The sequence below is a fragment of the Streptomyces sp. NPDC085931 genome (assembly GCF_044540565.1).
Taxonomy (GTDB): Bacteria; Actinomycetota; Actinomycetes; order Streptomycetales; family Streptomycetaceae; genus Streptomyces.
The window spans coordinates 308,226-332,307 of sequence record NZ_JBITSK010000004.1; the positions used below are offsets into that span (position 1 = coordinate 308,226).

General features: G+C 71.5%; 19 protein-coding genes. 13 read left to right on the forward strand and 6 right to left on the reverse strand.

Translation table 11 applies throughout. From position 1 onward, the window contains the following. Positions 1–34: 34 nt before the first annotated feature. Together ACIGAN_RS10165 and ACIGAN_RS10170 are read left to right on the forward strand one after the other, a co-directional pair. The gene (locus ACIGAN_RS10165) at positions 35–862 is read left to right on the forward strand and encodes an alpha/beta fold hydrolase (protein WP_399856577.1); all 828 of its coding nucleotides are present in this window, start codon (positions 35–37) and stop codon (positions 860–862) included. 42 nt (positions 863–904) lie between these two features. Beyond that, positions 905–1,906 carry an endonuclease/exonuclease/phosphatase family protein gene (locus tag ACIGAN_RS10170; protein WP_399856579.1) on the forward strand — a complete coding sequence of 334 codons (1,002 nt, stop codon included), beginning with the start codon at positions 905–907 and terminating at the stop codon, positions 1,904–1,906. A 62-nt stretch (positions 1,907–1,968) separates the two neighbouring features. On the opposite strand, the gene ACIGAN_RS10175 is transcribed toward ACIGAN_RS10170, so the two are convergent. Next, positions 1,969–4,062: a PhoX family protein gene (locus ACIGAN_RS10175; protein ID WP_399856581.1), complete on the reverse strand. Its 2,094-nt coding sequence runs from the start codon at positions 4,060–4,062 to the stop codon at positions 1,969–1,971. Positions 4,063–4,341: 279 nt separating this feature from the next. On the opposite strand from ACIGAN_RS10175, the gene ACIGAN_RS10180 reads away from it, so the two are divergent. From ACIGAN_RS10180 to ACIGAN_RS10195, 4 genes are all read left to right on the forward strand, one after another. Next, positions 4,342–6,501: a VWA domain-containing protein gene (locus ACIGAN_RS10180; RefSeq protein WP_399856583.1), complete on the forward strand. Its 2,160-nt coding sequence runs from the start codon at positions 4,342–4,344 to the stop codon at positions 6,499–6,501. Between the two features lie 147 nt (positions 6,502–6,648). Continuing rightward, a complete protein-coding gene (gene metG / locus ACIGAN_RS10185) occupies positions 6,649–8,265 on the forward strand; it encodes a methionine--tRNA ligase (RefSeq protein ID WP_399856585.1) in 1,617 nt (538 codons plus the stop codon). 127 nt (positions 8,266–8,392) lie between these two features. Continuing rightward, a complete protein-coding gene (locus ACIGAN_RS10190) occupies positions 8,393–8,758 on the forward strand; it encodes a PH domain-containing protein (RefSeq protein ID WP_376326511.1) in 366 nt (121 codons plus the stop codon). A 95-nt stretch (positions 8,759–8,853) separates the two neighbouring features. Then, a complete protein-coding gene (locus ACIGAN_RS10195; protein WP_399856587.1) occupies positions 8,854–9,744 on the forward strand; it encodes a hypothetical protein in 891 nt (296 codons plus the stop codon). 54 nt (positions 9,745–9,798) lie between these two features. On the opposite strand, the gene aspS is transcribed toward ACIGAN_RS10195, so the two are convergent. Continuing rightward, a complete protein-coding gene (gene aspS, locus ACIGAN_RS10200; protein WP_365736308.1) occupies positions 9,799–11,562 on the reverse strand; it encodes an aspartate--tRNA ligase in 1,764 nt (587 codons plus the stop codon). A 189-nt stretch (positions 11,563–11,751) separates the two neighbouring features. On the opposite strand from aspS, the gene ACIGAN_RS10205 reads away from it, so the two are divergent. Then, the gene (locus ACIGAN_RS10205) at positions 11,752–13,890 is read left to right on the forward strand and encodes an ATP-binding SpoIIE family protein phosphatase (protein ID WP_399856589.1); all 2,139 of its coding nucleotides are present in this window, start codon (positions 11,752–11,754) and stop codon (positions 13,888–13,890) included. A 133-nt stretch (positions 13,891–14,023) separates the two neighbouring features. Beyond that, the gene (locus ACIGAN_RS10210; protein WP_399856591.1) at positions 14,024–14,758 is read left to right on the forward strand and encodes a hypothetical protein; all 735 of its coding nucleotides are present in this window, start codon (positions 14,024–14,026) and stop codon (positions 14,756–14,758) included. 6 nt (positions 14,759–14,764) lie between these two features. Here the strand turns inward: ACIGAN_RS10210 and ACIGAN_RS10215 are convergent, their stop codons facing one another. Next, complete coding sequence (locus ACIGAN_RS10215; protein WP_365098942.1) at positions 14,765–15,742, reverse strand: pirin family protein; 978 nt, start codon at positions 15,740–15,742, stop codon at positions 14,765–14,767. Positions 15,743–15,958: 216 nt separating this feature from the next. After that, positions 15,959–16,423, reverse strand: coding sequence for an SseB family protein (locus tag ACIGAN_RS10220; protein WP_094057835.1), 465 nt, complete (start codon positions 16,421–16,423; stop codon positions 15,959–15,961). Positions 16,424–16,635: 212 nt separating this feature from the next. On the opposite strand from ACIGAN_RS10220, the gene ACIGAN_RS10225 reads away from it, so the two are divergent. The 3 genes from ACIGAN_RS10225 to ACIGAN_RS10235 all read left to right on the forward strand — a co-directional run bounded on the left by ACIGAN_RS10225 (position 16,636) and on the right by ACIGAN_RS10235 (position 20,169). After that, positions 16,636–18,462: an acyl-CoA dehydrogenase gene (locus ACIGAN_RS10225; RefSeq protein WP_365736314.1), complete on the forward strand. Its 1,827-nt coding sequence runs from the start codon at positions 16,636–16,638 to the stop codon at positions 18,460–18,462. Between the two features lie 74 nt (positions 18,463–18,536). Continuing rightward, a complete protein-coding gene (locus ACIGAN_RS10230) occupies positions 18,537–19,832 on the forward strand; it encodes a M18 family aminopeptidase (RefSeq protein WP_399856594.1) in 1,296 nt (431 codons plus the stop codon). Between the two features lie 88 nt (positions 19,833–19,920). After that, positions 19,921–20,169 carry a DUF6458 family protein gene (locus tag ACIGAN_RS10235; RefSeq protein WP_184985954.1) on the forward strand — a complete coding sequence of 83 codons (249 nt, stop codon included), beginning with the start codon at positions 19,921–19,923 and terminating at the stop codon, positions 20,167–20,169. Between the two features lie 60 nt (positions 20,170–20,229). On the opposite strand, the gene ACIGAN_RS10240 is transcribed toward ACIGAN_RS10235, so the two are convergent. Both ACIGAN_RS10240 and ACIGAN_RS10245 read right to left on the reverse strand, forming a co-directional pair. Continuing rightward, positions 20,230–22,059, reverse strand: coding sequence for an NHL domain-containing thioredoxin family protein (locus ACIGAN_RS10240; RefSeq protein ID WP_399856596.1), 1,830 nt, complete (start codon positions 22,057–22,059; stop codon positions 20,230–20,232). Between the two features lie 63 nt (positions 22,060–22,122). Further along, a complete protein-coding gene (locus tag ACIGAN_RS10245) occupies positions 22,123–22,515 on the reverse strand; it encodes a cupin domain-containing protein (protein ID WP_399856598.1) in 393 nt (130 codons plus the stop codon). 52 nt (positions 22,516–22,567) lie between these two features. On the opposite strand from ACIGAN_RS10245, the gene ACIGAN_RS10250 reads away from it, so the two are divergent. Together ACIGAN_RS10250 and ACIGAN_RS10255 are read left to right on the forward strand one after the other, a co-directional pair. After that, positions 22,568–23,584, forward strand: a complete 1,017-nt coding sequence (locus ACIGAN_RS10250) for a helix-turn-helix domain-containing protein (RefSeq protein WP_399856600.1) — start codon at positions 22,568–22,570, stop codon at positions 23,582–23,584. Continuing rightward, positions 23,581–24,072: an LURP-one-related/scramblase family protein gene (locus tag ACIGAN_RS10255; protein ID WP_365736324.1), complete on the forward strand. Its 492-nt coding sequence runs from the start codon at positions 23,581–23,583 to the stop codon at positions 24,070–24,072. Before ACIGAN_RS10250 ends, ACIGAN_RS10255 begins: the two co-directional genes overlap by 4 nt. Positions 24,073–24,082: the final 10 nt, after the last annotated feature.

Below are 24,082 nucleotides of genomic sequence, written 5' to 3' on the forward strand. Positions count from 1 at the left end.
GCACCGAGTAGTTGGGCCCGCCTAGGGTCGGCGCATGGCACCCTTCCTCGCATACGAGGACAAAGGCCCCGCATCCTCCCGGCAGCCCCTTGTCCCCCCGACTCCCCTGGTCCTGGTCCACGGACACCCCTTCGACCGCACCCTGTGGGCCCCGCAGCTGAAGACGTTCGCGGCGACCCGCCGTGTCGTCGCCCCCGACCTGCGCGGCTACGGCGCCTCCCCGGTGCGCCCCGCCCTCACGGACTTCTCCGGCTTCGCCCGGGACATCGAGGCCCTGCTGGACGAGCTGGGGGTGGACTCCTGCGTCCTGGCCGGCCTGTCCATGGGCGGCCAGATCGTCCTGGACTGCTACCGGCTGTTCCCCGAGCGCGTGCGGGGCCTGGTCCTCGCCGACACCTCCGCCGCCCCGGAGACCCCCGAGGGCGTCCGCGCCCGCGACGCCATGGCGGACCGCCTGCTCGCCGAGGGCCTGCGCGGCTACGCCGACGAGGTCCTGGAACGGATGGTCGCCCCGTCCGCGCCCGCCGAGGTCAAGGCCCACGTCCACGGCATGATGACGGCCACCTCCCCCGAGGGCGCCGCAGCGGCCCTGCGCGCCCGCGCCCGGCGCCCCGACCACCGGCCCCTGCTGCCGCGCGTGCGCGTCCCGGCCCTGGTCGTCGTGGGGGCCGACGACACCTACACGCCCGTCTCCGGCGCCCGCGCCCTGCACGCCGCCCTGCCCGACGTCACGCTGCACGTCGTCGAGGGCGCCGCCCACCTGCCGAACCTGGAACGCCCCGAGGTGTTCGACGCGGCACTGGCGGCGTTCCTGGCCCGCGTGGACGCCCGGCAACCTTCCTCCGCCCCACCTCGTCTCTGAGGGAGAATCCGGGCATCCCCCGCACGAACGGAAGGCCGGGACGTGGACACCGCCGCAGCCGAGTGGACCGCCACCGACGACGGGCCGCAGCAGCGCCCGCCCGGGCGACGCCTCGCCGCCTGGTGCGCCGGGCTGTTGTGCGCGGCGGTAAGCGTGATCGTCGGCTTCCGGGCGGCCGACAGCGACGGCATCACGCCCGTGCCGCAGTTTCTCGCCTTCCTCCCCTGGCTGCTCGTCCCCACCGCGGCCGCGCTGCTGCTCACGCTGCTGTCCCGCTGGTGGACCGGCACGGCCTGGGGCGTCCTGCTGCTCGGGCTGCTGGCCTGGTACATCGAGCCGTACGGCACGACCGACGACCCCGCGGGCCGCCCCGTCGCCACCCTGCGGGTGCTGACCTCCAACGTCGAGTTCGGCCAGGGCACCGGCTCCCTGGTCGCGGCCGTCCGCCGCGAGAAACCGGACGTCGTCTTCGTCCAGGAGTGCGACCACGCCTGCGACGCGCGGCTGCGGACGGACCTGGCGCGGGACTTCCCGCACCGCCGGGCCGTCGAGGGCGGCGGCTCCGAGGGGTCCGTCATCCTCAGCCGCTTCCCCCTGCGGCCCACGGCCGGCGTCCGCGGCACGATGGGCATGCCCGGGGCGGTCGCCGACGTGGACGGGCACGCCGTCCGGCTCCAGCTCGCCCACCCGATGCCCCCGCTGCCCGGCCAGGTCGACCTGTGGCGACGGGAACTGGGCGCCCTGCGCGACGCGGCCGCGGCCGACCGCTCCACCCCCCTGATCCTGGCCGGGGACTTCAACGCCTCCCAGGACCACGCCGCCTTCCGCCGCATCCTCGACACGGGTCTGCGCGACGCCTCCCGCCTGGACGGCGCCGGCCGCACGGCCACCTGGCCCGCCCTCACAGCCCCCACCCTCGGCGTGCAGATCGACCACGTGCTGCTCTCACGGCACTTCGCGGCCGACCGCACCCGGATCCTGGACCTGGCGGACACGGACCACCGGGCGGTGGTCACGGACCTGACCCTGCACGCGCCCCGGTGACGGCGAAGGGGGCGCCCCCCACGGACGCCCCCCCGCCTGACGCTCCTGCCGCGCCGCCCCGGTCAGACGCCGATGTCGCGGCCGTCGGCACGCCACACGGACACCACGGCCGGGCGGACGTACGACCCGGGCCCGTCGGGCCAGGTGCTGGCGGGCTTGTCCACGGTCGCGCCGTCGATCTCGCCCGGGTGCTGCACGGCCACGAGGACGCGCCGCTCCTGGATGATCGGGCCGCAGGTCTCGGCGCCCTTCGGCACGGTCAGGAACTGCTTGAGCTCACCGCGCCGCTCGCCCCGGGTCGCCACGCCGAACAGGCCGTCGTGCGAGCCGAGCTGGGCGCCGTCGGTGGAGATCCACAGGTTGCCGTGGGGGTCGAAGGCGACGTTGTCCGGGCAGGAGATGGGGCTGACGCCCTCCTTCGGGAAACCGGCGAAGTAGGTCGCCGGGTCCTGCGGGTCACCGGCGACGAGGAACAGCGACCAGGCGAACGTCGTGCTCTCCGGCCGGTTCCAGCGCTCGGTGAGCTCCAGGACGTGCCCGTGCTTGTTGGCGTGGCGCGGATTGGCCTCGTCCGCCTTGGGGTTGGCGCCGACGCCCCGGTTGGAGTTGTTGGTCAGGGCGACGTACACCTTGCCGGTGACCGGGTTGGGCTCGATGTCCTCGGGCCGGTCCATCTTCGTGGCGCCGACCTTGTCCCCGGCGAGCCGCGTGAAGACGAAGACCTCCTCCGCGCTCATCCCGTCCACGTGCGAGACGGCGCCCTCGGCGGTGGCCGTGGCCAGCGGGATCCACTCGCCGCTGCCGTCGAACTCGCCGTCGTTCGGCAGCTTGCCCGTGCCGTCGATCTCGATGGCCGGGGAGTCACCGGTGAGCCGGGCGACGTACAGGGTGCCCTCGTCGAGCAGCGACAGGTTGTGCTCGCGCACGGACCGCGAGGTGCCGTGCTTCATCCGCTTGCTGCTGACGAACTTGTAGAAGTAGTCGAACCGCTCGTCGTCGCCGGAGTACACGACGGGCCGGCCGTCGTGGGTGAGCCGCACGGTCGCGGCCTCGTGCTTGAACCGCCCGAGAGCGGTGTGCTTGCGGGGCGTGGAGTGGGGGTCGTACGGGTCGAACTCGACGACGTAGCCGAACCGGTGGACCTCGTTGGGCTCCCGGGCGACGTCGAACCGCTTGTCGAACCGCTCCCACTTGCGCTCGGTGGCCCCGGTCCCGATGCCGTACCGCTTGTCCGTCGCGCGGCTGCTGTTGGCGAAGTACTGGTTGAAGTTCTCCTCGCCGTGCAGGGTCGTGCCCCACGGGGTGACCCCGCCGGAGCAGTTGTTGAGGGTGCCGAGCACCTTGGTGCCGCTCGGGTCGGCGGAGGTCTTCACGAGGTCGGAGCCGGCCACGGGCCCGGTCAGCCGGAACTCGGTGGTGGCGGTGACGCGCCGGTTGAGCTGGTGCCGGGGGACGGCGGTGAGCCTGCCGCTCCTGCGGTCCTCCTCCACGACGACGGCGGACAGCCCGTGCGCGGCCCAGGCGATCTCCACCTGCTCGCGGGTGGGGGCGGCGGCGTCGTACCCGCGGAACATGAGCACCTCGTCGGTGTACTCGTGGTTCGCGACGAGCAGCTGCCGGCCCCGCTCGCCCGGCAGCGGAAGCAGCGCGAGGAAGTCGCAGTTGTACCCGAACTGCCCGGCCTGCGCCTTGGCGGTCTGCCTCTCCGGGTCGAAGGCGGGAGCACCGCGCAGGATCGGCTCGCCCCAGCGGATGACGACGTTCTGCCGGTACCCCTCCGGCACGGTCACGGCGTCGGCGGTGTTCGGCGCGACGGGCGCGAAGCGCAGACCCCGGGCGCCCTTGGTCCTGCTCCGGGCGGCCTCGCGGGCCGCGGCGGCCGGGACGCCGGTGCCCGGGGCGGCGGCGGCCTGCGGGGCCCGGGCCGCGCCCACGGCCCCCGCGCCCGCGGCGGCCACGGTCACCACGGCCGCGGCGCGCATCATCGAACGGCGGCTGAGAGCACCGGCGATCACGTCGCCGACGTACTCGTTGGAGCTGGTGTTGGGCACCTCGTGGAAGCAGGCGTCACCACACCGGAAACGACAGGTCATGGCGGACCGGCCGCCGGGGTGCGAATCGGACGGCGTTCCGATCAACGGCAGCAGCTTGCGCACTTTGCTCTCTCCTTGGATGCCCTGGGTGTCAGCGTGACCGTAGGGGCACATATGTGCGGGAGCCGGGCGCCCCGATGAACAACGAGTGAACCCGTGGCTGCCGTACGGGGGTTGCGGTGATTCAGCGCGCCGTCATCTGCGCAGGCCGGATGCCCTCTTGACAGCGAGGAGCCCGCATATCAGACCCTGCCCAAGATCACCCAGGAGGGCCGCTAACCTTACGTGTCCGTCCTGGCCAGGGATTGACGGGCTTCAACTCACGCGAAGGGTTGCGCGCACATGGGCATTCTCACTCGGTTGCGGAACGCGTTCGGACGGTCCCGCAAGTCACGGACCGCCGAGGCGGAGGGTGCGGCGCGGACGACGGAACCGACCACCACCGCACCGGCACCGGCCGAGCAGCCCTCCCCCACGGAGGCCGCCGAGCCCCGGGTCCCGTCCCCCTCCCCGGAACCCGACCCCACCCCCGCGGCGACCGTCCCCGAACCCCGCGTGTCGTCCCGCGACGAACACGACCTGGTGGCAGCGGCCTTCGACAAGGTGACGGTCCCCCGCCCCACCCGATCGGAGGACCGCCCCTCCGAGACGCCCACCCGGTCGGAGGACCGCCCCTCCGAGACGAACGAGAAAGCGGCGACCACGGAGCGCGAGCTGCGGGAGGAGCCGGGCGTCGAGGAGGCGGGCACGGAGAAGCTGGGCGTCGAGGAGCCGGTCGCGGAGAACGCGGTTGCCGCGGAGAAGGCGGGCGTGGAGGAGCCGGTCGCGGAGAAGGCGAGCGCGGAGACGGCGGGCGCAGAGACGGCGGTTGCTGCGGAGAAGCCGGGCGTGGAGGAGCCGGTCGCCGCGGAGGAGCCGGTCGCCGCGGAGGAGCCGGGCGCCGAGAAGGCGGCTGCTGCGGAGGGGCTGGTTGCCGCGGAGGAGCCGGTCGCCGCGGAGGAGCCGGGCGCCGAGAAGGCGGCTGCTGCGGAGGGGCTGGTTGCCGCGGAGGAGCCGGTTGCCGCGGAGCGGGAGATCGCGGAGGAGCCGGTGGCCGAGAGGCCGGCTGTCGCGGACCCGGAGAGCGTGGAGAAGCTCGAGGTGGAGGAGCCGGAGGCCGCCGAGGAGCCGAAGGCTGCGAAGCCCGAGGTGACCGAGGCACCGGCAGCCGCCGAGAAGCCCGAGGACACGGACGAGCCCGCCGACGCGGAGAAGTCGGCGGACGCGGAGAAGTCGGCGGACGCCGAGAAGGCGGACGACGCCGACGAGCCGAAGACCGCCGAGGCACCGGCAGCCGCCGAGAAGCCCGAGGACACGGACGAGTCGGCGGACGCCGCAAAGCCTGCCGTCAGCGAGAAGTCCGCCGTCACCGAGGACCCGGCGGTCGACGAGGAGCCGGAGGCCGAGGACAAGACCACGGCGCCGACCTCGGAGCCCCAGCCCCAGCCCGAGCCGGAGGCCGCCCCCGCCGAGAAGCCGGCGACCGCCGAGGCGCCGCAGGCGGACGAGCCGGAGACCACCGACGAGCCGGCGCCGGAGGCAAAGCGGGAAGCCGAGCCCGAGCAGCCGAAGGCCGAAGCCGAGGCGGCCGAAACGCAGCCCGCCCCCGTCAAGGACGAGGCCGAGGACGCGGACGAGGCCAGGAACGACACCACCCCCACCCCCGAACCCGCGGCCGCCGACGGCGACCAGGCCCCTCAGGGGCCACCCGCACCCGACGACGAAAGCCGCACGGGTGGTGCGGGTGGGAACGACACGGCCGAAGGCGAAGCCGAGGCCGAGGCCGAGGCCGAACCCGCCCTCACCCTCACCCAGCTCAAGACCCACGCCCCCGGCCTGGCCACCGCCTACCGCGCCGCAGCCAGCACCCTCAAGACCCACGACCTCACCGGCACCCGAGCCAAGGTCTACCTCGTCCTCGACCGCTCCGCCTCCATGCGCCCGTACTACAAGGACGGCAGCGCCCAGGCCCTCGCCGAGCAGACCCTCGCCCTCGCCGCCCACCTCGACCCCGAGGCCACCGTCCCGGTCGTCTTCTTCTCCACCGAAGTCGACGGCACCGGCGAGATCACCCTCACCGACCACGAGAACAAGATCGACACCCTGCACGCCTCCCTCGGCCGCATGGGCCGCACCAGCTACCACGCCGCGGTGGAGGCCGTCCTCGCCCACCACGACAAGGCGACCGCGGACACCCCCGGCACCCCGGCCCTGGTGATCTTCCAGACCGACGGCGCCCCCGACGCCAAGACCCCTGCCACCCAGGCCCTCACCGACGCGGCCAAGACCCACCCCGCCGTGTTCTTCTCCTTCGTCGCGTTCGGCGACCCGGAGAACAAGGCCTTCGACTACCTCCGCAAGCTCAAGACCCCCAACACGTCCCACTTCCTCGCCGGCGAGACCCCCCGCGAGCTCACGGACAAGGAGCTCTACGAGGGCGTACTCGCGAACTGGCGCCCGTAGACGCACCGCGGACCCCGCAGACCCCGCGGACCCCGCGGACCCCGCGGACCCCGCAGCCTCTCGGGGGGTGGACGGCGCACCCCACGGCCCGTCCACCCCCCGAAACGCGTGTGAGTCGATCTTCAGCCGCCCAGTAGGATTTCGACCATGGCGGCCACTGGATCCGAGAAGCAGGGGGCGAAGGCGTACTACGTCTCGACCCCCATCTACTACGTCAACGACGCTCCTCACCTGGGCCACGCCTATACGACCGTCGCAGGCGACGTGCTCACGCGCTGGCACCGTCAGCGTGGCGAGAAGGTGTGGTACCTCACCGGCACGGACGAGCACGGTCAGAAGATCATGCGCACGGCCGAGACCAACGGGGTCACTCCCCAGGCGTGGGCCGACAAACTCGTCACCGAAGCGTGGAAGCCTCTCTGGGAGCACCTGGAGATCGCCAACGACGACTTCATCCGCACCACCCAGAAGCGGCACACCGACCGCGTCCAGGAGTTCGTGCAGGACCTGTACGACAAGGGCGAGATCTACAAGGGCGGTTACGAGGGCCCGTACTGCGTCGGCTGCGAGGAGTACAAGCTCCCCGGCGAGCTGCTGGACGGCGAGGGCGAGTACGCGGGCGAGAAGCTCTGCCCGATCCACAAGAAGCCGGTGGAGATCCTCAGCGAGGAGAACTACTTCTTCAAGCTGAGCGCGTACGGCGAGAAGCTCCTCGCCCACTACGAGGCCAACCCCGGCTTCATCCAGCCCGAGTCCGCGCGCAACGAGGTCGTGAACTTCGTCCGCCAGGGCCTGCAGGACCTGTCCATCTCCCGCTCGACCTTCGACTGGGGCATCCCGATCCCCTGGGACGACAAGCACGTGATCTACGTGTGGGTCGACGCCCTGCTGAACTACGCCACGGCGGTCGGCTACAACGAGAACCAGGCGAAGTTCGAGGAGACCTTCCCGGCCGACGTCCACCTGGTCGGCAAGGACATCCTCCGCTTCCACGCGGTGATCTGGCCCGCGATGCTGATGGCGCAGGGCCTCCCGCTCCCCGGCAAGGTCGCGGCCAACGGCTGGCTGATGGTCGGCGGCGAGAAGATGTCGAAGTCGAACCTGACCGGCATCAAGCCGCAGGACCTGACCTCGCACTTCGGCGTGGACGCCTACCGCTGGTACTTCCTGCGCGCGATCGCCTTCGGCCAGGACGGCTCGTTCTCCTGGGAGGACTTCTCCGCCCGCTACACGAGCGAGCTGGCGAACGACTACGGCAACCTCGCGTCCCGCGTCGCGGCGATGGTCGGCAAGTACTTCGGCGGCGAACTGCCGGCGTCGGCGGCCGACGGCGACGCCGAGCGGGCGATCCACGAGGGCCTGGCCAAGGCCGTCTCGGAAGCGGACCGCCGCATCGGCGAGGAGCTGGACTTCCAGGGCGGCATCCTGGCGGTCTTCGACTTCGTCAAGCAGGTCAACGGCTACATCACCGAGCAGGAGCCCTGGAAGGTCGCCAAGGACACGTCCGACGAGGGCAGGGCCCGCCTGGCGACGATCCTCTACACGGCCGCGGAGTCCCTGCGCGCCGTCGCGGTCCTCCTCAACCCGGTCATGCCGGAGACGTCCCAGAAGCTGTGGGAGTCCCTCGGCGCGGAGGCCTCCCTCGGGGCCCTCGCGGACCAGCGGATCCAGGAGGCCGGCGACTGGGGCAGGCTCCCCGCCGGCACGACGGTCACCAAGGGCGCGGTCCTCTTCCCGCGCCTGGAGGAGAAGCCGACGGCGTAACAGCCGTAACACGCTCGCTACAGCAGGCGGCCCGGGAGAACGAGAGGCTTCTCCCGGGCCGCCTGCTTTGCGAAGATCCCTCCGAGGACGGCCGAGCGGCCGACCCAACATACAGGGGGAACCAACGATGGCACTGTTCGGCAACGCGCACACCGTGAACCCGGCCTCGGCCCAGCAGGACTACGCCCGCCTCCTCGGCCACGGCGAACAGGTCCACGCCGCGTTCCTGCTGATCCGCGACACGATCCTCTTCACCGACCGCCGCCTGATCCTCGTCGACAAGCAGGGCATCACCGGCAAGAAGGTCGAGTACCACTCCGTGCCCTACCGCAGCATCACCCACTTCTCGGTGGAAACGGCAGGCACCTTCGACCTGGACGCAGAACTCAAGATCTGGATCTCCGGCACCCCCGCCCCCATCGAAAAAACCTTCACCAAGGGCGTGGACATCTACGAGGTCCAGGCCATCCTCACCCAGTTCGTCGCCCGATAGCCCTTCGCACGACGGGAACGTTTTTGCTGTTCCCGAAAGAGTGAACGCACCCCGGACACCCGCATCACCGAATGCGAGGGGCCTACTTTGCCCACATGGTCACATCAACCCATGAGACCTCCCACCGGATCTTCCAGGACCATCCGGAGGTTCTCTTCCCCGTCTTCGAGGCCCTGGGGCTCCCGCCGCCCGCGAAGGCGACGATCGAGGCGCTGACACCCGACGCTACGGAGATCAAGCCCCTGGAGCGCCGGGTGGACACGGTGCTGAGAGTGGAGCCGTCAGAAGGCGACGGCTTTCTCATCGCCATCGAGGCCCAGACCGGCAAGGTCCGCGGCAAGGGACTCAGTTGGTCCTACTACGTGGCGTACCTGCATGCGAAGTTCGGCCTGCCGGTGCTGCTGGTCGCGGTGTGCAGGAACCGGCCGACGGCGGCCTGGGCGGCCGGGCCCTTCGAGTGCCGCGTCGGTACGTGGACGTCGCAGACCACGCGACCGTTCGTCCTGGGCCCGGACAACGTCCCGGAGATCACTGACGAATCCCTGGTCGCCCGTGCACCGGCGATGGCCACCTTCTCGGCCATCGTGCATAGCGAAAGCGAAAACGCCCCCGCCATACTGGACATGCTGGCCCGCGGAATGCGGTCGTTCGACAAGGCCACAGCGAAGTACTGGTGCGAATGGCTTGAAGTAGGACTGGAGAACACTCCGGTCCAGGAGACCTGGAGAGAGCTGGAGAAGATGGTCGCCACTTACTTCCCGGGCAGGGGAACCCTCTTCGAGCAGACCTACCTCGAAGGTAAGGCCGAAGGAAAGGCCGAGAACCAGGTCGAGTCCGTGCTTCGTGTGCTGGAGAAGCGTGGAGTCCCGCTCACCACAGACGACCGCGAACGCATCACCTCCTGCACGGACCTCGACACGCTCACCCTCTGGTTCGACCGGTCCCTGACCGTCGCCACCGCCGAAGAGCTCTTCTCCGAGGACTGAACGCGGCAGCGGCCCGGGCCGTTTCCGGTTCCGGGCCGCTCGTGTCTGTGCGTCCTACTTCGGCTGCGGCTTGCGCACCGTCAGGTGCAGTTCCTTCAGCCGGGCCTCCTCCAGCTCCGTCGGCGCGCCCATCATCAGGTCCTGGGCGTTGCCGTTGAGCGGGAAGGCGATGGTCTCGCGGATGTTGGGCTCGTCCGCGAGGAGCATGACGATGCGGTCGACGCCCGGGGCGATGCCGCCGTGCGGCGGGGCGCCGAAGCGGAAGGCGCGGAGCATGCCGGCGAACTTCTCCTCGACGGTCTCCCGGTCGTAGCCGGCGATCTCGAAGGCCTTGAGCATGATCTCCGGCTCGTGGTTCCGGATCGCGCCGGAGGACAGCTCGACGCCGTTGCAGACGATGTCGTACTGCCAGCCCAGGATGTCCAGCGGGTCCTGGGTCTGCAGGGCCTCCAGACCGCCCTGCGGCATGGAGAACGGGTTGTGCGAGAAGTCGATCGCGCCGGTCTCCTCGTCCTTCTCGTACATCGGGAAGTCGACGATCCAGCAGAACCGGAAGACGCCCTCCTCGAAGTGCCCGGCACGCTTGGCCGCCTCGACCCGGACCGCGCCCATGATCTTGGAGACCTCGTCGAACTCGCCCGCGCCGAAGAAGACGGCGTGGCCGGCGGCCAGGGAGAGCCGCTTGGTCAGCTCCGCGACGTTGTCCTCGGTGAGGAACTTCGCGATCGGGCCCGACAGCGAGCCGTCCTCGCCGACGCGGACCCAGGCCAGGCCCTTGGCGCCCTGCGAGACGGCGAAGTCGCCGAGCTGGTCGAAGAACTTGCGGGGCTGCGCGGAGACGTCCGGCACCGGCAGGGCGCGCACGTGCTTGCCCGCGAAGGCCTTGAACTCCGAGCCCTCGAAGATGTCGGTGATGTCGACGAGTTCGAGCTGGGCACGCAGGTCGGGCTTGTCGGAGCCGTACTTCAGCATCGCCTCGCGGAACGGGATCCGCGGGAACGGCGAGGTGACGTGGCGGCCGCCGCCGAACTCCTCGAACAGCTCGGTCATCAGCTTCTCGACGGGCTGGAAGACGTCCTCCTGCTCGACGAAGCTCATCTCGATGTCGAGCTGGTAGAACTCGCCCGGCGAGCGGTCGGCGCGGGCGTCCTCGTCGCGGAAGCAGGGCGCGATCTGGAAGTAGCGGTCGAAGCCGGAGATCATCAGCAGCTGCTTGAACTGCTGGGGCGCCTGCGGGAGGGCGTAGAACTTGCCCGGGTTCAGACGGGAGGGGACGACGAAGTCGCGGGCGCCCTCGGGGGAGGTCGCGGACAGGATCGGCGTCGCCATCTCGTTGAAGCCGAGGGCGACCATCTTCGAGCGGATCGAGGCGATCACCGACGACCGCAGCATGATGTTCTTGTGCATGCGCTCGCGGCGCAGGTCGAGGAAGCGGTACTCCAGGCGCCGCTCCTCGTTGACGCCGTCCTCGGTGTTGATCGTGAACGGCAGCGGGGCGGCCGCGCCGAGCAGTTCGACCTCGCCGACCTCGACCTCGACCTCACCGGTCGGCAGGTCGGGGTTGATGTTCTCGGCGCCGCGGGAGACGACCTTGCCGTCCACGCGGACGGTCGACTCCTTGGAGAGCTTGTCGAGGGCCTCGTAGGCGGCGGTGCCGGGACGGGCCACGAGCTGCGTGATGCCGTAGTGATCGCGCAGATCGATGAAGAGGATGCCGCCCAGGTCGCGCCGATTGTGCAGCCAGCCACTCAGCCGGACGTCGGTGCCGACGTCAGAGGAGCGGAGCTCGCCGCAGGTGTGGGACCTGTACCGATGCATCGTCGTTCATCCAGTCTTCGCTGATCGGGGTCTGTGTTTCACGTGAAACTGGTCCCCAGCGTACCGGGCAGGCGAAGATCGGCTCTCCCGAGTTCTCCGCGGACGACGGGCGAGCGCCCCGGCGAGGGGGACCGAGCACGCTGCCGCTCTCGGTGGCAGTGTGCGAGCGCGTCTTCTTAAAGTAGGGCAATGCGCACTGGCGAGCCCCTGCCCGCCGTGGGGGAGGCCCTCGCCGCCCTCGCGACCGGACTGTGGCACTGGGACACCGCCACCGGGCTGGTCACGGTCGACGCCGAGGCGGCACGGCTGCTCGGGCTGCCCGCCGAGCAGGTCACCCTCACGGAGGCCCAGGCCCGGGCCCGGCTGCACCCGGTCGACTGGAACGAGATCACCGGCGTGATCCAGCTGGCCGTCGCGGAGGGGACCCTCGCGGAGGTGCGGATCCGGATCATGGACGAACAGGGCCGGGTGGTCCGGGTCGTCCGCAGCCGCTCCAAGCCGACCTTCGACCGGGCCCGCAAGGCCTATCTGCTGATCGGCACGCTCCAGGAGGTCACCGAGCCGACACCGGGCACCCCGGCCGGGCGCAGTGCGGTCACCGGTGACTGGCGGCGCTCGCGGGAGGCGTTCCTGCTGGACGCCGGCCGGGCTCTGGCCGAGGCCCGCTCCACGCAGGAGGTCCTGCGCGTCACCGCGAATCTGTCCATGCCCGGGTTCTCGCCGGACGGGCTGGCGGTGTTCGGCGTGGAGGGCGACCGGCTGACGGTCATCGGCCACCACGGACAGCAGCGCGGCACCGAGAGCCCCTTCTCGGACATGCCGCTGGACACGGACTACCCGGCCGCCGAGGTGGTGCGAACCGGCCGGGCCGTGTATCTGTCCTCGCCCGAGCAGTACAAGGCCCGCTATCCGCTGACCTGGCCGCTCGCCGAGCGGTTCGGCCGCCGGTCCTGGGCGTTCCTGCCGCTGACCGTGGCGGGCCGCACGATGGGCGCCTGGATGGCGGCGTTCACCTACCCGGTCGCCTTCACCCCGGACGAGCGGTCCGTCCTGGCGACGGTGGCGCGGATGCTGGCCCAGGCGCTGACCCGGGCGGGCGTGGCCGAGAGCGAGCGGGCCCTGACGGACGGACTGCAGCGCACGATGCTGCCGAGGCTCGGCTCCCAGCGCATCCCGGGCATGAGCGTCGCCGCCCGCTACGTCCCGACCGGCGGCGGGCTCCAGGTCGGCGGCGACTGGTACGACGTGATCCCACTGCCCAGTGGGCGGTTCGCGCTGGTCATCGGGGACGTCCAGGGCCATGACGTGCGGGCGGCGGGGCTGATGGGGCAGCTGCGGATCGCCCTGCGGGCCTACGCCTCGGAGGGCCACCGCCCGGACGCGGTGCTCTCCCGCGCCTCGCGCTTCCTGCACGGCATCAGCGACGAGGACCCCTACGATCCGCGCTTCGCCACCTGCGTCTACGTGGAGGTCGATCCGGCCTCGGGGCTGCTGGACATCGCCCGCGCCGGGCATCCGGACCCGGCGATCCGGATGGCCGACGGCACGGTGCTGACCCGGCCGACCTCGGGGGGTCTGCCGCTGGGCATCGACCCGGACGCCGACTACCCGACGACCCGGCTCGCGCTGGAGCCGGGCGAGACCATGCTGATCTGCACGGACGGCCTGATCGAGACCGGCGGCCACGACCTGGACACGGGCTGGCGGCGGCTGCGCACGATCCTGGAGGAGCACAAGGGCGATCTGGAGGAGCTCGCCGACACGCTGGTGCAGGCCGTGCACGGCCCGTCCTCGCACCACACCACCGGCCCGCTGGTGGACCGCCGCGAGGACGACATCGCGATGCTGCTGCTGAGCCGGGACGGCGACGGCTGCGGCTGCGGCGACTCCCTGGCGGCGGCGCCGCCGGTGCGCCGCTCGGTGCTGACGGTCGCGCAGGCCGAGCCGGAGCGGATCGCGGTGGCCCGGCAGCAGCAGCGGGAGCTGCTGCACGACTGGGCCAGTCCCGACCAGGTGGACTCGGCGGTGCTGCTGCTGTCCGAGCTGCTGACGAACGTCCTCGTGCACACCGACTCCGACGCCCTGCTCGTCGCCGAGATCACCGGGGAGGTGGGGGAGCGGCGGCTGCGGATCGAGGTCGCCGACGCGGGCGACGACCTGCCGCACAAGCGCAGGCCCGGGGAGCTGGCGTCCTCCGGCCGCGGTCTGGTCCTGATCGAACTGCTCGCGCACGCCTGGGGGGTCGACCCGCGGGGCGAGGGCAAGAGCATCTGGTTCGAGCTGTACGAGTCGGTGAACGGCTCGGGGGACGGCTCCTGGTCGCCTTGACGGACCCATCCGTCAACTCCGCGAAGCCTATGCACCCTTTCGTGTGACCGCCGGGTGAGTGACGGCGACGCCCTTCACACCGCCTGCACGATAAGTCCCCTGGCCGCACTCCGACCGCAGGCAAGGAATTCGCATGGGCAAGTCCGCATCCCGGGAGGACCGGGGCAAGAGGTCCTCCTTCTCGGTGTCGTACGAGGGCGGCGGCCGACGCGACCCCTCCGCACAGGTCAAGCTGGGACGCCTGTCGTACAAGGGTCCCGCCACCGCCATGGTGGCCATCACCGCGGTGGCCGTGGTGGGCGTGGTCGGCTATCTGTGGCTCGACGGTCAGGGCGCCCAGGGCGGCGCGCAGGCCGGGGCGGGCACGAGCGTGACGACCGGTTCGTCCGCGTCCCCGGACCCGGGCGGGACGTCCGCGGCCACGGGCGGCACGCCGACGCCGGCACCGGCCGCCTCCCCGCCGGGCGCCGCCGCCCCGGCGGCCGACGCCGACGCGGCGGCCGCGGAGGTGCGGGAGCACCGCAAGGTGGTGCTGAGGTCCGGGGCCGGCACGGACCTGGACTTCAGCGAGGGATTCCCCGACATCACCTCCACCATGCCGACCGGCGGCAACGGCTGGACCATCGGCGGTGACAGGGGTGACATCGCCACCGTCGAAGGGGCGGCGACGCAGCAGAGCTGCGCCGCCGCCACCGACTTCGGCTTCACCATCGACCGGAAGAACATCCGCAAGGGCCTCACCGCCTGCGTGCTCACCGACGAGAACCGGGTCGCCTCCCTGACCGTCCTCGGCTGGCAGACGGACGACAACGGATTGTCGTCCGTCACCGTGGACGTCACCACCTGGGAGAACCCCGAGGCGCGGTGACGGCCGTCAGTCCTGCGGACCGCTCTCGGTCATGCCGTGCACGGCCGGGACCGTGCCCAGGCGGCCCTTCTGGAAGTCCTCGAAGGCCTGCATGAGCTCGTCCTTGGTGTTCATCACGAACGGGCCGTAGTGGGCCATCGGCTCACGGATCGGCTGCCCGCCGAGCAGGACGACCTCCAGGTCCGGCGTGCGGGAGTCCTGCTTCTCGTCGGCGCGGACGGTCAGCGAGGAGCCCGCGCCGAAGACGGCGGTCTGGCCCATGTGGACCGGGCGGCGCTCGGCGCCGACGCTGCCGCGCCCGGCCAGCACGTACGCCAGGCCGTTGAAGTCCTCGCGCCACGGCAGGGTCAGCTCGGCGCCCGGCGCCAGCGTGGCGTGGATCATCGTGATCGGCGTGTGCGTGATGCCCGGACCCTGGTGCCCGTCCAGCTCACCGGCGATGACCCGCAGCAGCGCACCGCCGTCGGGGCTGGTGAGCAGCTGGACCGAGCCGCCGCGGATGTCCTGGTAGCGCGGGGCCATCATCTTGTCCTTGGCCGGGAGGTTCACCCACAGCTGCAGGCCGTGGAAGAGCCCGCCGGACATCACCAGGTGCTCCGGTGGTGCCTCGATGTGCAGCAGGCCCGAGCCGGCGGTCATCCACTGGGTGTCCCCGTTGGTGATGGTGCCGCCACCGCCGTTGGAGTCCTGGTGGTCGAAGATGCCGTCGATGATGTAGGTGACGGTCTCGAAGCCGCGGTGCGGGTGCCAGGGGGTGCCCTTGGGCTCGCCCGGCGCGTACTCCACCTCGCCCATCTGGTCCATCATGATGAACGGGTCGAGGTGGCGGTAGTTGATCCCCGCGAACGCCCGGCGCACCGGGAAGCCCTCGCCCTCGAAACCGCTCGGGGCGGTCGTGACGGCGAGCACGGGACGTGCCACGGCGTCGGCGGAAGCGGTCACTCGGGGCAGCGTCAGCGGGTTCTCGACGGTCACAGCAGGCATGTCGGTTCCTCCTCGTGTACGCCCACTTTAGTTGAGCGTTGAACTTTCTGCCACCCCCAACCGAGAAACCGGGAGGCGCATTCCCGGCCCGGGGGACGGCGCAGCGAACCACGGCGGAGGGGCACGGCGAAAGGCCGTCACCCCCGCGGGGGTGACGGCCCGAGGACCCGGAGGCCAGACGGAATCCGCAGTTCGGCCGGCTGCGCGGCGAGGCGTCTAGCCGTACATGCGGCGCATCGCGAACTCGACCATCTGCTCGACGGCCTTCGCGTCGAACACCATGCGGTGCTCGCCCTCCATGTCGAGGACGAAGCCGTAGCCCGTGGGCAGCAGGTCCAGCACCTCGGCGCCGGTGATCACGAAGTACTTGGACTCCTTGCCCGCGTACCGGCGCAGCTCCTTGAGCGTGCTGAACATGGGGATCACCGGCTGCTGCGTGTTGTGCAGGGCGAGGAAGCCGGGGTTGTCGCCGCGCGGGCAGTACACCTTCGACGTGGCGAAGACCTGCTGGAAGTCCTCGGCCGCCATCTGCCCCGTCGTAAACGCGCGCACCGCGTCGGCGAGCGAGGGCGGGGACGGCTCGGGGTACAGCGGCGGCTGCTGCCCGTACCCGCCGGACATCGGCTGCTGCGGAGGGGCGTACTGCGCTTGCGGGCCCGCTGTCTGGTCGTAGCCGTACATGAGCGCAAGCGTACCGAGAGCGGCCGGGCGAAGTGCCCGCCCGCCGCAGGACGACTCACGGCGCCGGTCTGAGCCACGCGTCACAGATGACCGGATCGGGGTTGCCTCTTATTACCGACGGGTAGCATCATGTGTAGCTACTTGTTGGTACGTGAACTAGCGCGAGGATCCAGTGCCTCGCCGATCTCTCTACGGAGCCGGGAGCCGTCGCCATGGGGCACTACAAGTCGAATCTCCGCGACATCGAGTTCAACCTCTTCGAAGTACTCGGGCGCGACAAGGTCTACGGCACCGGCCCGTTCGAGGAGATGGACGTCGAGACCGCCAAGAGCATCCTGGAGGAGCTGACCCGCCTCTCGGAGAACGAGCTGGCCGAGTCCTTCGCCGATGCCGACCGCAACCCGCCGGTCTTCGACCCGGAGACCAACACCGCGCCGATCCCCGCGTCGTTCAAGAAGAGCTACCAGGCCTTCATGGACTCCGAGTACTGGCGCCTCGGCCTGCCCGAGGAGATCGGCGGCACCACCGCGCCGCGCTCCCTCATCTGGGCCTACGCCGAGCTGATCCTGGGCGCCAACCCGGCCGTGTGGATGTACTCCTCGGGCCCCGCCTTCGCCGGCATCCTCTTCGAGGAGGGCAACGAGGTCCAGAAGCACATAGCCAAGATCGCCACGGAGAAGCAGTGGGGCTCCACGATGGTGCTCACCGAGCCCGACGCGGGCTCCGACGTGGGCGCCGGCCGCACCAAGGCGGTCCAGCAGGAGGACGGCTCCTGGCACATCGAGGGCGTGAAGCGCTTCATCACCTCCGGTGAGCACGACATGTCGGAGAACATCCTCCACTACGTGCTGGCCCGCCCCGAGGGCGCCGGACCCGGCACCAAGGGCCTGTCCCTCTTCCTCGTCCCGAAGTACCTCTTCGACTTCGAGACCGGCGAGCTGGGCGAGCGCAACGGCGTCTACGCCACCAACGTCGAGCACAAGATGGGCCTGAAGGCGTCCAACACGTGCGAGATGACGTTCGGCGACAAGCACCCCGCCAAGGGCTGGCTGATCGGCGACAAGCACGACGGCATCCGCCAGATGTTCCGCATCATCGAGTTCGCCCGCATGATGGTCGGCACGAAGGCGATCTCCACGCTCTCCACGGGCTACCTGAACGCGCTCGAGTACGCCAAGGAGCGCGTCCAGGGCCCGGACCTGGCGAACTTCATGGACAAGACCGCGCCCAAGGTCACCATCACGCACCACCCGGACGTGCGCCGCGCGCTGATCACGCAGAAGGCGTACGCGGAGGGCATGCGCGCCCTGGTGATGTACACCGCCTCGATCCAGGACGCCATCCAGATCAAGGAGGCCGCCGGCGAGGACGCCACCACCGAGCACGCGCTGAACGACCTGCTCCTGCCGATCGTCAAGGGCTACGGCTCCGAGAAGGGCTACGAGCAGCTCGCCCAGTCGCTGCAGACCTTCGGCGGCTCCGGCTTCCTGCAGGAGTACCCGATCGAGCAGTACATCCGGGACTCCAAGATCGACACCCTCTACGAGGGCACCACGGCCATCCAGGGCCAGGACTTCTTCTTCCGGAAGATCGTCCGCAACCAGGGCGCCGCGCTGAACTCCCTCGCCGAGGACATCAAGAAGTTCCTGGCGCTCGGCACCGGCGGCGAGGAGCTGGCGGGCGCCCGCGAGCACCTGGCCAAGGCGGCCGTGGAGCTGGAGGCGATCGTCGGCCTGATGCTGACCGACCTCGCCGCCACCGAGCAGGACGTCAAGAACATCTACAAGGTCGGGCTCAACACCACCCGCCTGCTGATGGCCTCCGGTGACGTGGTCGTCGGCTACCTGCTGCTCAAGGGCGCCGCGATCGCCGCCGAGAAGCTTCAGACCGCTTCCGCCAAGGACAAGGCCTTCTACACCGGCAAGATCGCGGCCGCGAAGTTCTTCGCCGCCAACGTCCTGCCCGGCGTCACCCTGGCCCGCAAGGTCGCCGAGAGCGTCGAGCTGGACCTGATGGAGCTGGACGAGGCCGCGTTCTGATCCTCACGTCCTCGGTTCGAGGGCCTGTTCCCCTGCCCGGGGAGCGGGCCCTCGTCCGTCGTTAAGGTGAGGGCATGACCAACCCAGCGCGCTTCGACCGCGGCCACACCGACGACCTCATGTCCTTCCTGGCGGCGAGCCCGTCGCCGTACCACGCCGTGGCGAACGCCGCCGAACGGCTGGAGAAGGCCGGCTTCCGGCAGGTCGCCGAGACGGACGCCTGGGACGGGACGAGCGGCGGCAAGTACGTGCTGCGCGGCGGGGCGATCGTCGCCTGGTACGTGCCGGAGGGCGCCGCCGCGCACACGCCGTTCCGGATCGTCGGCGCCCACACCGACTCCCCCAACCTGCGCGTCAAGCCGCTGCCCGACACCGGGGCGCACGGCTGGCGCCAGGTGGCCGTGGAGATCTACGGCGGGCCCCTGCTCAACTCCTGGCTCGACCGCGACCTCGGCATCGCCGGCCGGCTGACCCTGCGCGACGGCTCGACGCGGCTGGTGAACGTCGACCGGCCGCTGCTGCGCGTCCCGCAGCTCGCCATCCACCTGGACCGCTCGGTGACGGCCGACGGCCTCAAGCTCGACAAGCAGCGGCACATGCAGCCGGTCTGGGGCCTGGGCCACGACGTGCGCGACGGCGACCTGATCGCCTTCCTGGAGGAGACCGCCGGCCTCCCCGCGGGCGAGGTCACCGGCTGGGACCTCATGACCCACTCCGTGGAGCCGCCCGCCTACCTGGGCCGCGACCGTGAACTGCTGGCCGGCCCGCGCATGGACAACCTGCTGTCGGTGCACGCCGGCACGGCGGCCCTCGCCGCCGTCGCCGCGTCGTCGCAGCCGGCCTCCATCCCGGTCCTGGCCGCCTTCGACCACGAGGAGAACGGCTCCCAGTCGGACACGGGCGCCGACGGACCGCTCCTCGGCAACGTCCTGGAGCGCTCGGTCCTCGCGCGCGGCGGCTCCTGGGAGGACCGGGCCCGCGCCTTCGCCGGATCGGTCTGCCTGTCCTCCGACACGGGCCACGCCGTCCACCCCAACTACGCGGAGCGGCACGACCCGACGCACCACCCGCGGGTCAACGGCGGCCCGATCCTCAAGGTCAACGTCAACAACCGCTACGCCACGGACGGTTCGGGCCGCGCGGAGTTCACGGCGGCCTGCGAGGCGGCGGACGTGCCGTTCCAGTCGTTCGTCTCCAACAACTCCATGCCGTGCGGCACCACCATCGGCCCGATCACCGCCGCCCGGCACGGCATCAGGACGGTCGACATCGGCGTGGCCATCCTGTCGATGCACAGCGTCCGCGAACTCTGCGGCGCCGACGACCCGTTCCTGCTGGCCAACGCCCTGACGGCCTTTCTGCAGCGGTAGAACGGCCCCTCACCGCATGGGTGTTCGCCCTGGGGGTACCCGGTGTTCCGGGACCGGAACGACCGGACCGTACAGGGAGGCGACACACATGGGCCTCGGCGGATGCATCATCCTCATCGCCGTGGGAGCCATCCTCACGTTCGCGACCGACTGGGACATGCAGGGGGTCAACCTCGACCTGGTCGGAGTGATCCTGATGATCGTCGGACTGATCGGCGTCACGACGTTCAGCAGCATCGCCAGGCGCCGGCGCGTGGTGGTGCCCCCCACGACGCCGGTCGTGGACGACGGACGGCGCCCGACGCGCGACGGCTACAGCGACGGCTACGGGGTCTGACCCCGGCACGGCTTCACCCGGGCGGGGCGGTCCGGCGAGAGGCGGGGGTGTGACCCCCCGTCACCGACCGGGCGCCTCGTCCATGCCCGCGAGGACCAGCGGCAGCCGGTCGGTGCCCGTCTCGGTGAGACGGACGGGGACGCCCCAGTCCTGCTGGTGCACATGGCAGGCCGGGTAGGGGTTGGCCGGGTCGTCGTCGCAGGACGCGGCCATCGCGGAGACGTGCAGCACGCCCTCCGGTACGGACGGGTCGAGTTCCACGGCGCGCGACAGGTCCGTCCCCGCGCCCTCGCCGGTCCGCAGCAGCTCCGGCGGGGTCGAGGAGACCAGCAGCCGCGTCGAGGGGCCGTACCGGGTGTCCAGCTTCTGGCCCGCCGGTGCCTGGAAGACCACGTCCACCCGGAGCCGCCCGGGAGCGACCTCGGCCGGCTCCCGCCGGGTGCGGTGGGCCACGTCCGGCACCTTCACCGCCTCCTCCGGCAGCCGCAGCCGGGTCAGCCGGTGCCGGGCCGACTCCACGACCACGATGTCGTCGCCCGCGAGTACCGCGTCGCTCGGCTCGCGCAGGTCCGTGGCCAGGGTCGTCACCTCGCCGGTCGCCGGGTCGTAGCGGCGCAGGGCGTGGTTGTAGGTGTCGCTGACGGCGACCGAGCCGTCGGGCAGGGCCGTGACGCCCAGCGGGTGCTGGAGCAGGGCCTGTGCGGCGGGGCCGTCCCGGTGGCCGAAGTCGAACAGGCCGGTGCCGACGGCGGTGTGGACCGAGCCGTCGGGATCCACCCAGCGCAGGGCGGACGTCTCCGCGTCGGCGAGCCACAGCCGCTCCTCCGTGGCGGCGAGTCCGGAGGGCTGCGCGAACCAGGCCTGGTCGCCCGGCCCGTCGACCAGCCCCTCGTTGGTCGTCCCGGCCGCGACGGCCACCGTCCCGTCCTGCGGGTCGTACGCCCACAGCTGGTGCACCCCGGCCATGGCGATCCACACCCGGCCCCGCCACCAGGCGACGTCCCAGGGGGAGGACAGGTCGACCTCGCGGGCCGGACCCGAGGTGGGGGAGCCCTGCCACCACTGCCGGCCGGTGCCGGCGAGGGTGGTGACCTCCCCGGTGGCGAGGTCCAGCCGCCGCAGGGCGTGGTTGACGGTGTCGGCGACGACCACCGACCCGTCGTCGAGGACGGCGAGCCCCTGCGGCTCGTTGAACGCGGCGGCACCGGCGGCCCCGTCGGCGAAGCCCCGCGTGCCGGCGCCGATCCTGCGCAGCACGCTCTCCCCGTCCGCGGCCAGCTCCACCAGCTGGTGCCGGGTCGTGTCGCTCACCAGGAAGGTGCCGCCCGGCAGCGGCACGGCCTTGCCCGGGAAGCGCAGCACCGTCGGCTCCGGCTCCGGCGCCACGTAGGGCCCGTCGCCGCGGCGCAGCGTGCCCTTGGCCGCGTGCTCCTCCTCCAGCTCCGCGACCAGCCGCTCGATGGCGTGCACATGGCCCTCACCGGCGTGCTGGGCGACGACGTACCCCTCGGGGTCGATCACCACGAGCGTCGGCCAGGCGCGCACGGCGTACTGCTTCCACGTGGCCAGCTCCGGGTCGTCCAGCACCGGGTGCTCCACGCCGTAGCGCTCCACCGCGTCGGCGACCGCCGCGTGCTCGGCCTCGTGCGCGAACTTCGGCGAGTGCACCCCGATGACCACGACCGTGTCCCGGTGCTTCTCCTCCAGCTCGCGCAGCTCGTCCAGGACGTGCAGGCAGTTGATGCAGCAGAAGGTCCAGAAGTCCAGGACGACGATGCGTCCGCGCAGGTCGGCGAGGGAGTACTGCCGCCCGCCCGTGTTCAGCCAGCCGCCCTCGCCGGTCAGCTCGGGGGCGCGGACGCGGACGCGCCGGGGTGCGGAGTCGTTCATGCGTCCAGCTTGCCATCCCGGCGCGACGCCGGATCGCCGGTCCGCGGCGGGCCCGGGGAGCGGTCAGCCCAGCGCGTGCCCCGTCGTGGCGTCCACGTGGTCCGGGACCTCGTCGTGGCGGTCGCCGACGGTGAGCGTGCCGGTCGGCTCGAACATCAGGATCGCGGCCGGCGCGGGCGCGTACGGCTTGTGTTCGGTGCCGCGCGGGACGGTGAAGACGCTGCCCCGGGGCAGGACGACCATGCGCTCGCCGGCCGGTTCGCGCAGGCCGATGTGGAGCTCGCCGTCGAGGACGAGGAAGAACTCGTCGGTGTGGTCGTGGACGTGCCAGACGTGCTCGCCCTCGACCTTGGCGATCCGGACGTCGTAGTCGTTGACGGCGGCGACGATGCGAGGGCTCCACCGCTCGGTGAAGGAGGCCAGGGCGTCGGCGAGAAAGACGGGTTCTGGGGTCATGAACCGATCCTGCGGGGTGCCGTACGGCGGCCGCGAGTGCTAGGAATCGCACATGTCGCAAGGATCCTCGCAGCGTCCGCACCGCCCGCACCGCCCGCACCAGGTCGCCGTGATCGTGGACGAGGGCACCAACCCGTTCGAGGTCGGGGTGGCCACCGAGCTGTTCGGGCTGCCGCGGCCCGAGCTGGGGCTGCCGGGGCCGCTGTACGAGGTGACGCTGTGCGCGCCCGCGCCGCGGATCCGGATGAACCACGGCTTCTTCACGCTGAGCGGCGTCCCGGGCCTGGACGCCGTGGACGGGGCGGACACGCTGGTGGTGCCGGGCCGGCCGGACAACGTCGTGCCCCGGGTCCCCGCCGTGCTGGACGCCGTCCGCCGCGCGCACGCGCGCGGCACCCGGGTGGTCAGCTTCTGCACCGGCACGTTCGCGCTCGCCGAGGCCGGGCTGCTGGACGGCCGGCGGGCGGCGACGCACTGGCGCTGGGCGGACTCCTTCCGCCGGCTGCACCCGCGGGTGCTGCTGGAGCCGGACGTCCTCTTCGTCGACGAGGGCGACGTCCTCACCGCGGCGGGCAGCGCGGCCGCGCTCGACCTGGGGCTGTACCTGTGGCGCCGTGACCACGGCGCCGAGATCGCCAACCACGTCTCCCGCCGGCTGGTGTTCGCCGCGCACCGGGACGGCGGGCAGCGGCAGTTCGTGGAACGGCCGGTGCCCGAGGTGCGGGACGCGTCGCTGGCGCCGCTGCTGCAGTGGGCGCAGGAGCGGCTGGGCGAGCCGCTGACGGTGGCGGACCTGGCCGCCCGCGCGCGGGTCAGCCCCGCCACGCTGCACCGCCGCTTCCGCGCCCAGCTCGGCACGACCCCGCTGGCATGGCTCACGGGCGAGCGCGTGGCGCTGGCCTGCCGGCTGATCGAGCGGGGCGAGGAGCGGCTGGAGGTGGTGGCGGCCCGCAGCGGGCTCGGCACGGCCGCCAACCTGCGGGCGCGGCTGCGGCGGGCGACCGGGCTCAGCCCGTCGGCCTATCGGCGGCGTTTCGGCGGCGGCGGCGGGGAAGCCCTGGTCTCATGAGATTCCTCGTGTACGACCGGCTCCTCGGCTTCGGTGACGACTACTGGATCGAGGACGAGCACGGCGCCAAGGTGTTCCTCGTCGACGGCAAGGCCCTGCGGCTGCGCGACACCTGGGAGCTGAAGGACGCCCAGGGCCGCGTCCTCGTCGACATCCACCAGAAGATGCTGGCCCTGCGCGACACGATGGTGCTGCAGCGGGCCGGGGAACCGCTGGCGACCATCCGCCGCAAACGGCTCTCCCTGCTGCGCAACCACTACCGGGTGTCCCTGGCCGACGGCAGCGAACTGGACGTCAGCGGCAAGATCCTGGACCGGGAGTTCGCCGTCGAGTACGACGGGGAGCTGCTCGCGGTGATCTCCCGGCGCTGGCTGACGCTGCGGGACACCTACGGCGTGGACGTCGTGCGCGAGGACGCGGACCCGGCGCTGCTGATCGCGGTGGCGGTGTGCGTGATCCACCTGGCGGAGAAGGAACGGGAGGACTGAGAGCGTCCGC

What these genes read in the sequence shown, in the direction of transcription:
- ACIGAN_RS10165 (WP_399856577.1), top strand. Translation starts at nt 35, where the DNA reads ATGGCACCCTTCCTCGCATACGAGGACAAAGGCCCCGCATCCTCCCGG.
- ACIGAN_RS10180 (WP_399856583.1), top strand. Translation starts at nt 4,342, where the DNA reads ATGGGCATTCTCACTCGGTTGCGGAACGCGTTCGGACGGTCCCGCAAG.
- metG (WP_399856585.1), top strand. Translation starts at nt 6,649, where the DNA reads ATGGCGGCCACTGGATCCGAGAAGCAGGGGGCGAAGGCGTACTACGTC.
- ACIGAN_RS10190 (WP_376326511.1), top strand. Translation starts at nt 8,393, where the DNA reads ATGGCACTGTTCGGCAACGCGCACACCGTGAACCCGGCCTCGGCCCAG.
- ACIGAN_RS10195 (WP_399856587.1), top strand. Translation starts at nt 8,854, where the DNA reads ATGGTCACATCAACCCATGAGACCTCCCACCGGATCTTCCAGGACCAT.
- aspS (WP_365736308.1), bottom strand. Translation starts at nt 11,562, where the DNA reads ATGCATCGGTACAGGTCCCACACCTGCGGCGAGCTCCGCTCCTCTGAC.
- ACIGAN_RS10205 (WP_399856589.1), top strand. Translation starts at nt 11,752, where the DNA reads ATGCGCACTGGCGAGCCCCTGCCCGCCGTGGGGGAGGCCCTCGCCGCC.
- ACIGAN_RS10210 (WP_399856591.1), top strand. Translation starts at nt 14,024, where the DNA reads ATGGGCAAGTCCGCATCCCGGGAGGACCGGGGCAAGAGGTCCTCCTTC.
- ACIGAN_RS10215 (WP_365098942.1), bottom strand. Translation starts at nt 15,742, where the DNA reads ATGCCTGCTGTGACCGTCGAGAACCCGCTGACGCTGCCCCGAGTGACC.
- ACIGAN_RS10220 (WP_094057835.1), bottom strand. Translation starts at nt 16,423, where the DNA reads ATGTACGGCTACGACCAGACAGCGGGCCCGCAAGCGCAGTACGCCCCT.
- ACIGAN_RS10225 (WP_365736314.1), top strand. Translation starts at nt 16,636, where the DNA reads ATGGGGCACTACAAGTCGAATCTCCGCGACATCGAGTTCAACCTCTTC.
- ACIGAN_RS10230 (WP_399856594.1), top strand. Translation starts at nt 18,537, where the DNA reads ATGACCAACCCAGCGCGCTTCGACCGCGGCCACACCGACGACCTCATG.
- ACIGAN_RS10235 (WP_184985954.1), top strand. Translation starts at nt 19,921, where the DNA reads ATGGGCCTCGGCGGATGCATCATCCTCATCGCCGTGGGAGCCATCCTC.
- ACIGAN_RS10240 (WP_399856596.1), bottom strand. Translation starts at nt 22,059, where the DNA reads ATGAACGACTCCGCACCCCGGCGCGTCCGCGTCCGCGCCCCCGAGCTG.
- ACIGAN_RS10245 (WP_399856598.1), bottom strand. Translation starts at nt 22,515, where the DNA reads ATGACCCCAGAACCCGTCTTTCTCGCCGACGCCCTGGCCTCCTTCACC.
- ACIGAN_RS10250 (WP_399856600.1), top strand. Translation starts at nt 22,568, where the DNA reads ATGTCGCAAGGATCCTCGCAGCGTCCGCACCGCCCGCACCGCCCGCAC.
- ACIGAN_RS10255 (WP_365736324.1), top strand. Translation starts at nt 23,581, where the DNA reads ATGAGATTCCTCGTGTACGACCGGCTCCTCGGCTTCGGTGACGACTAC.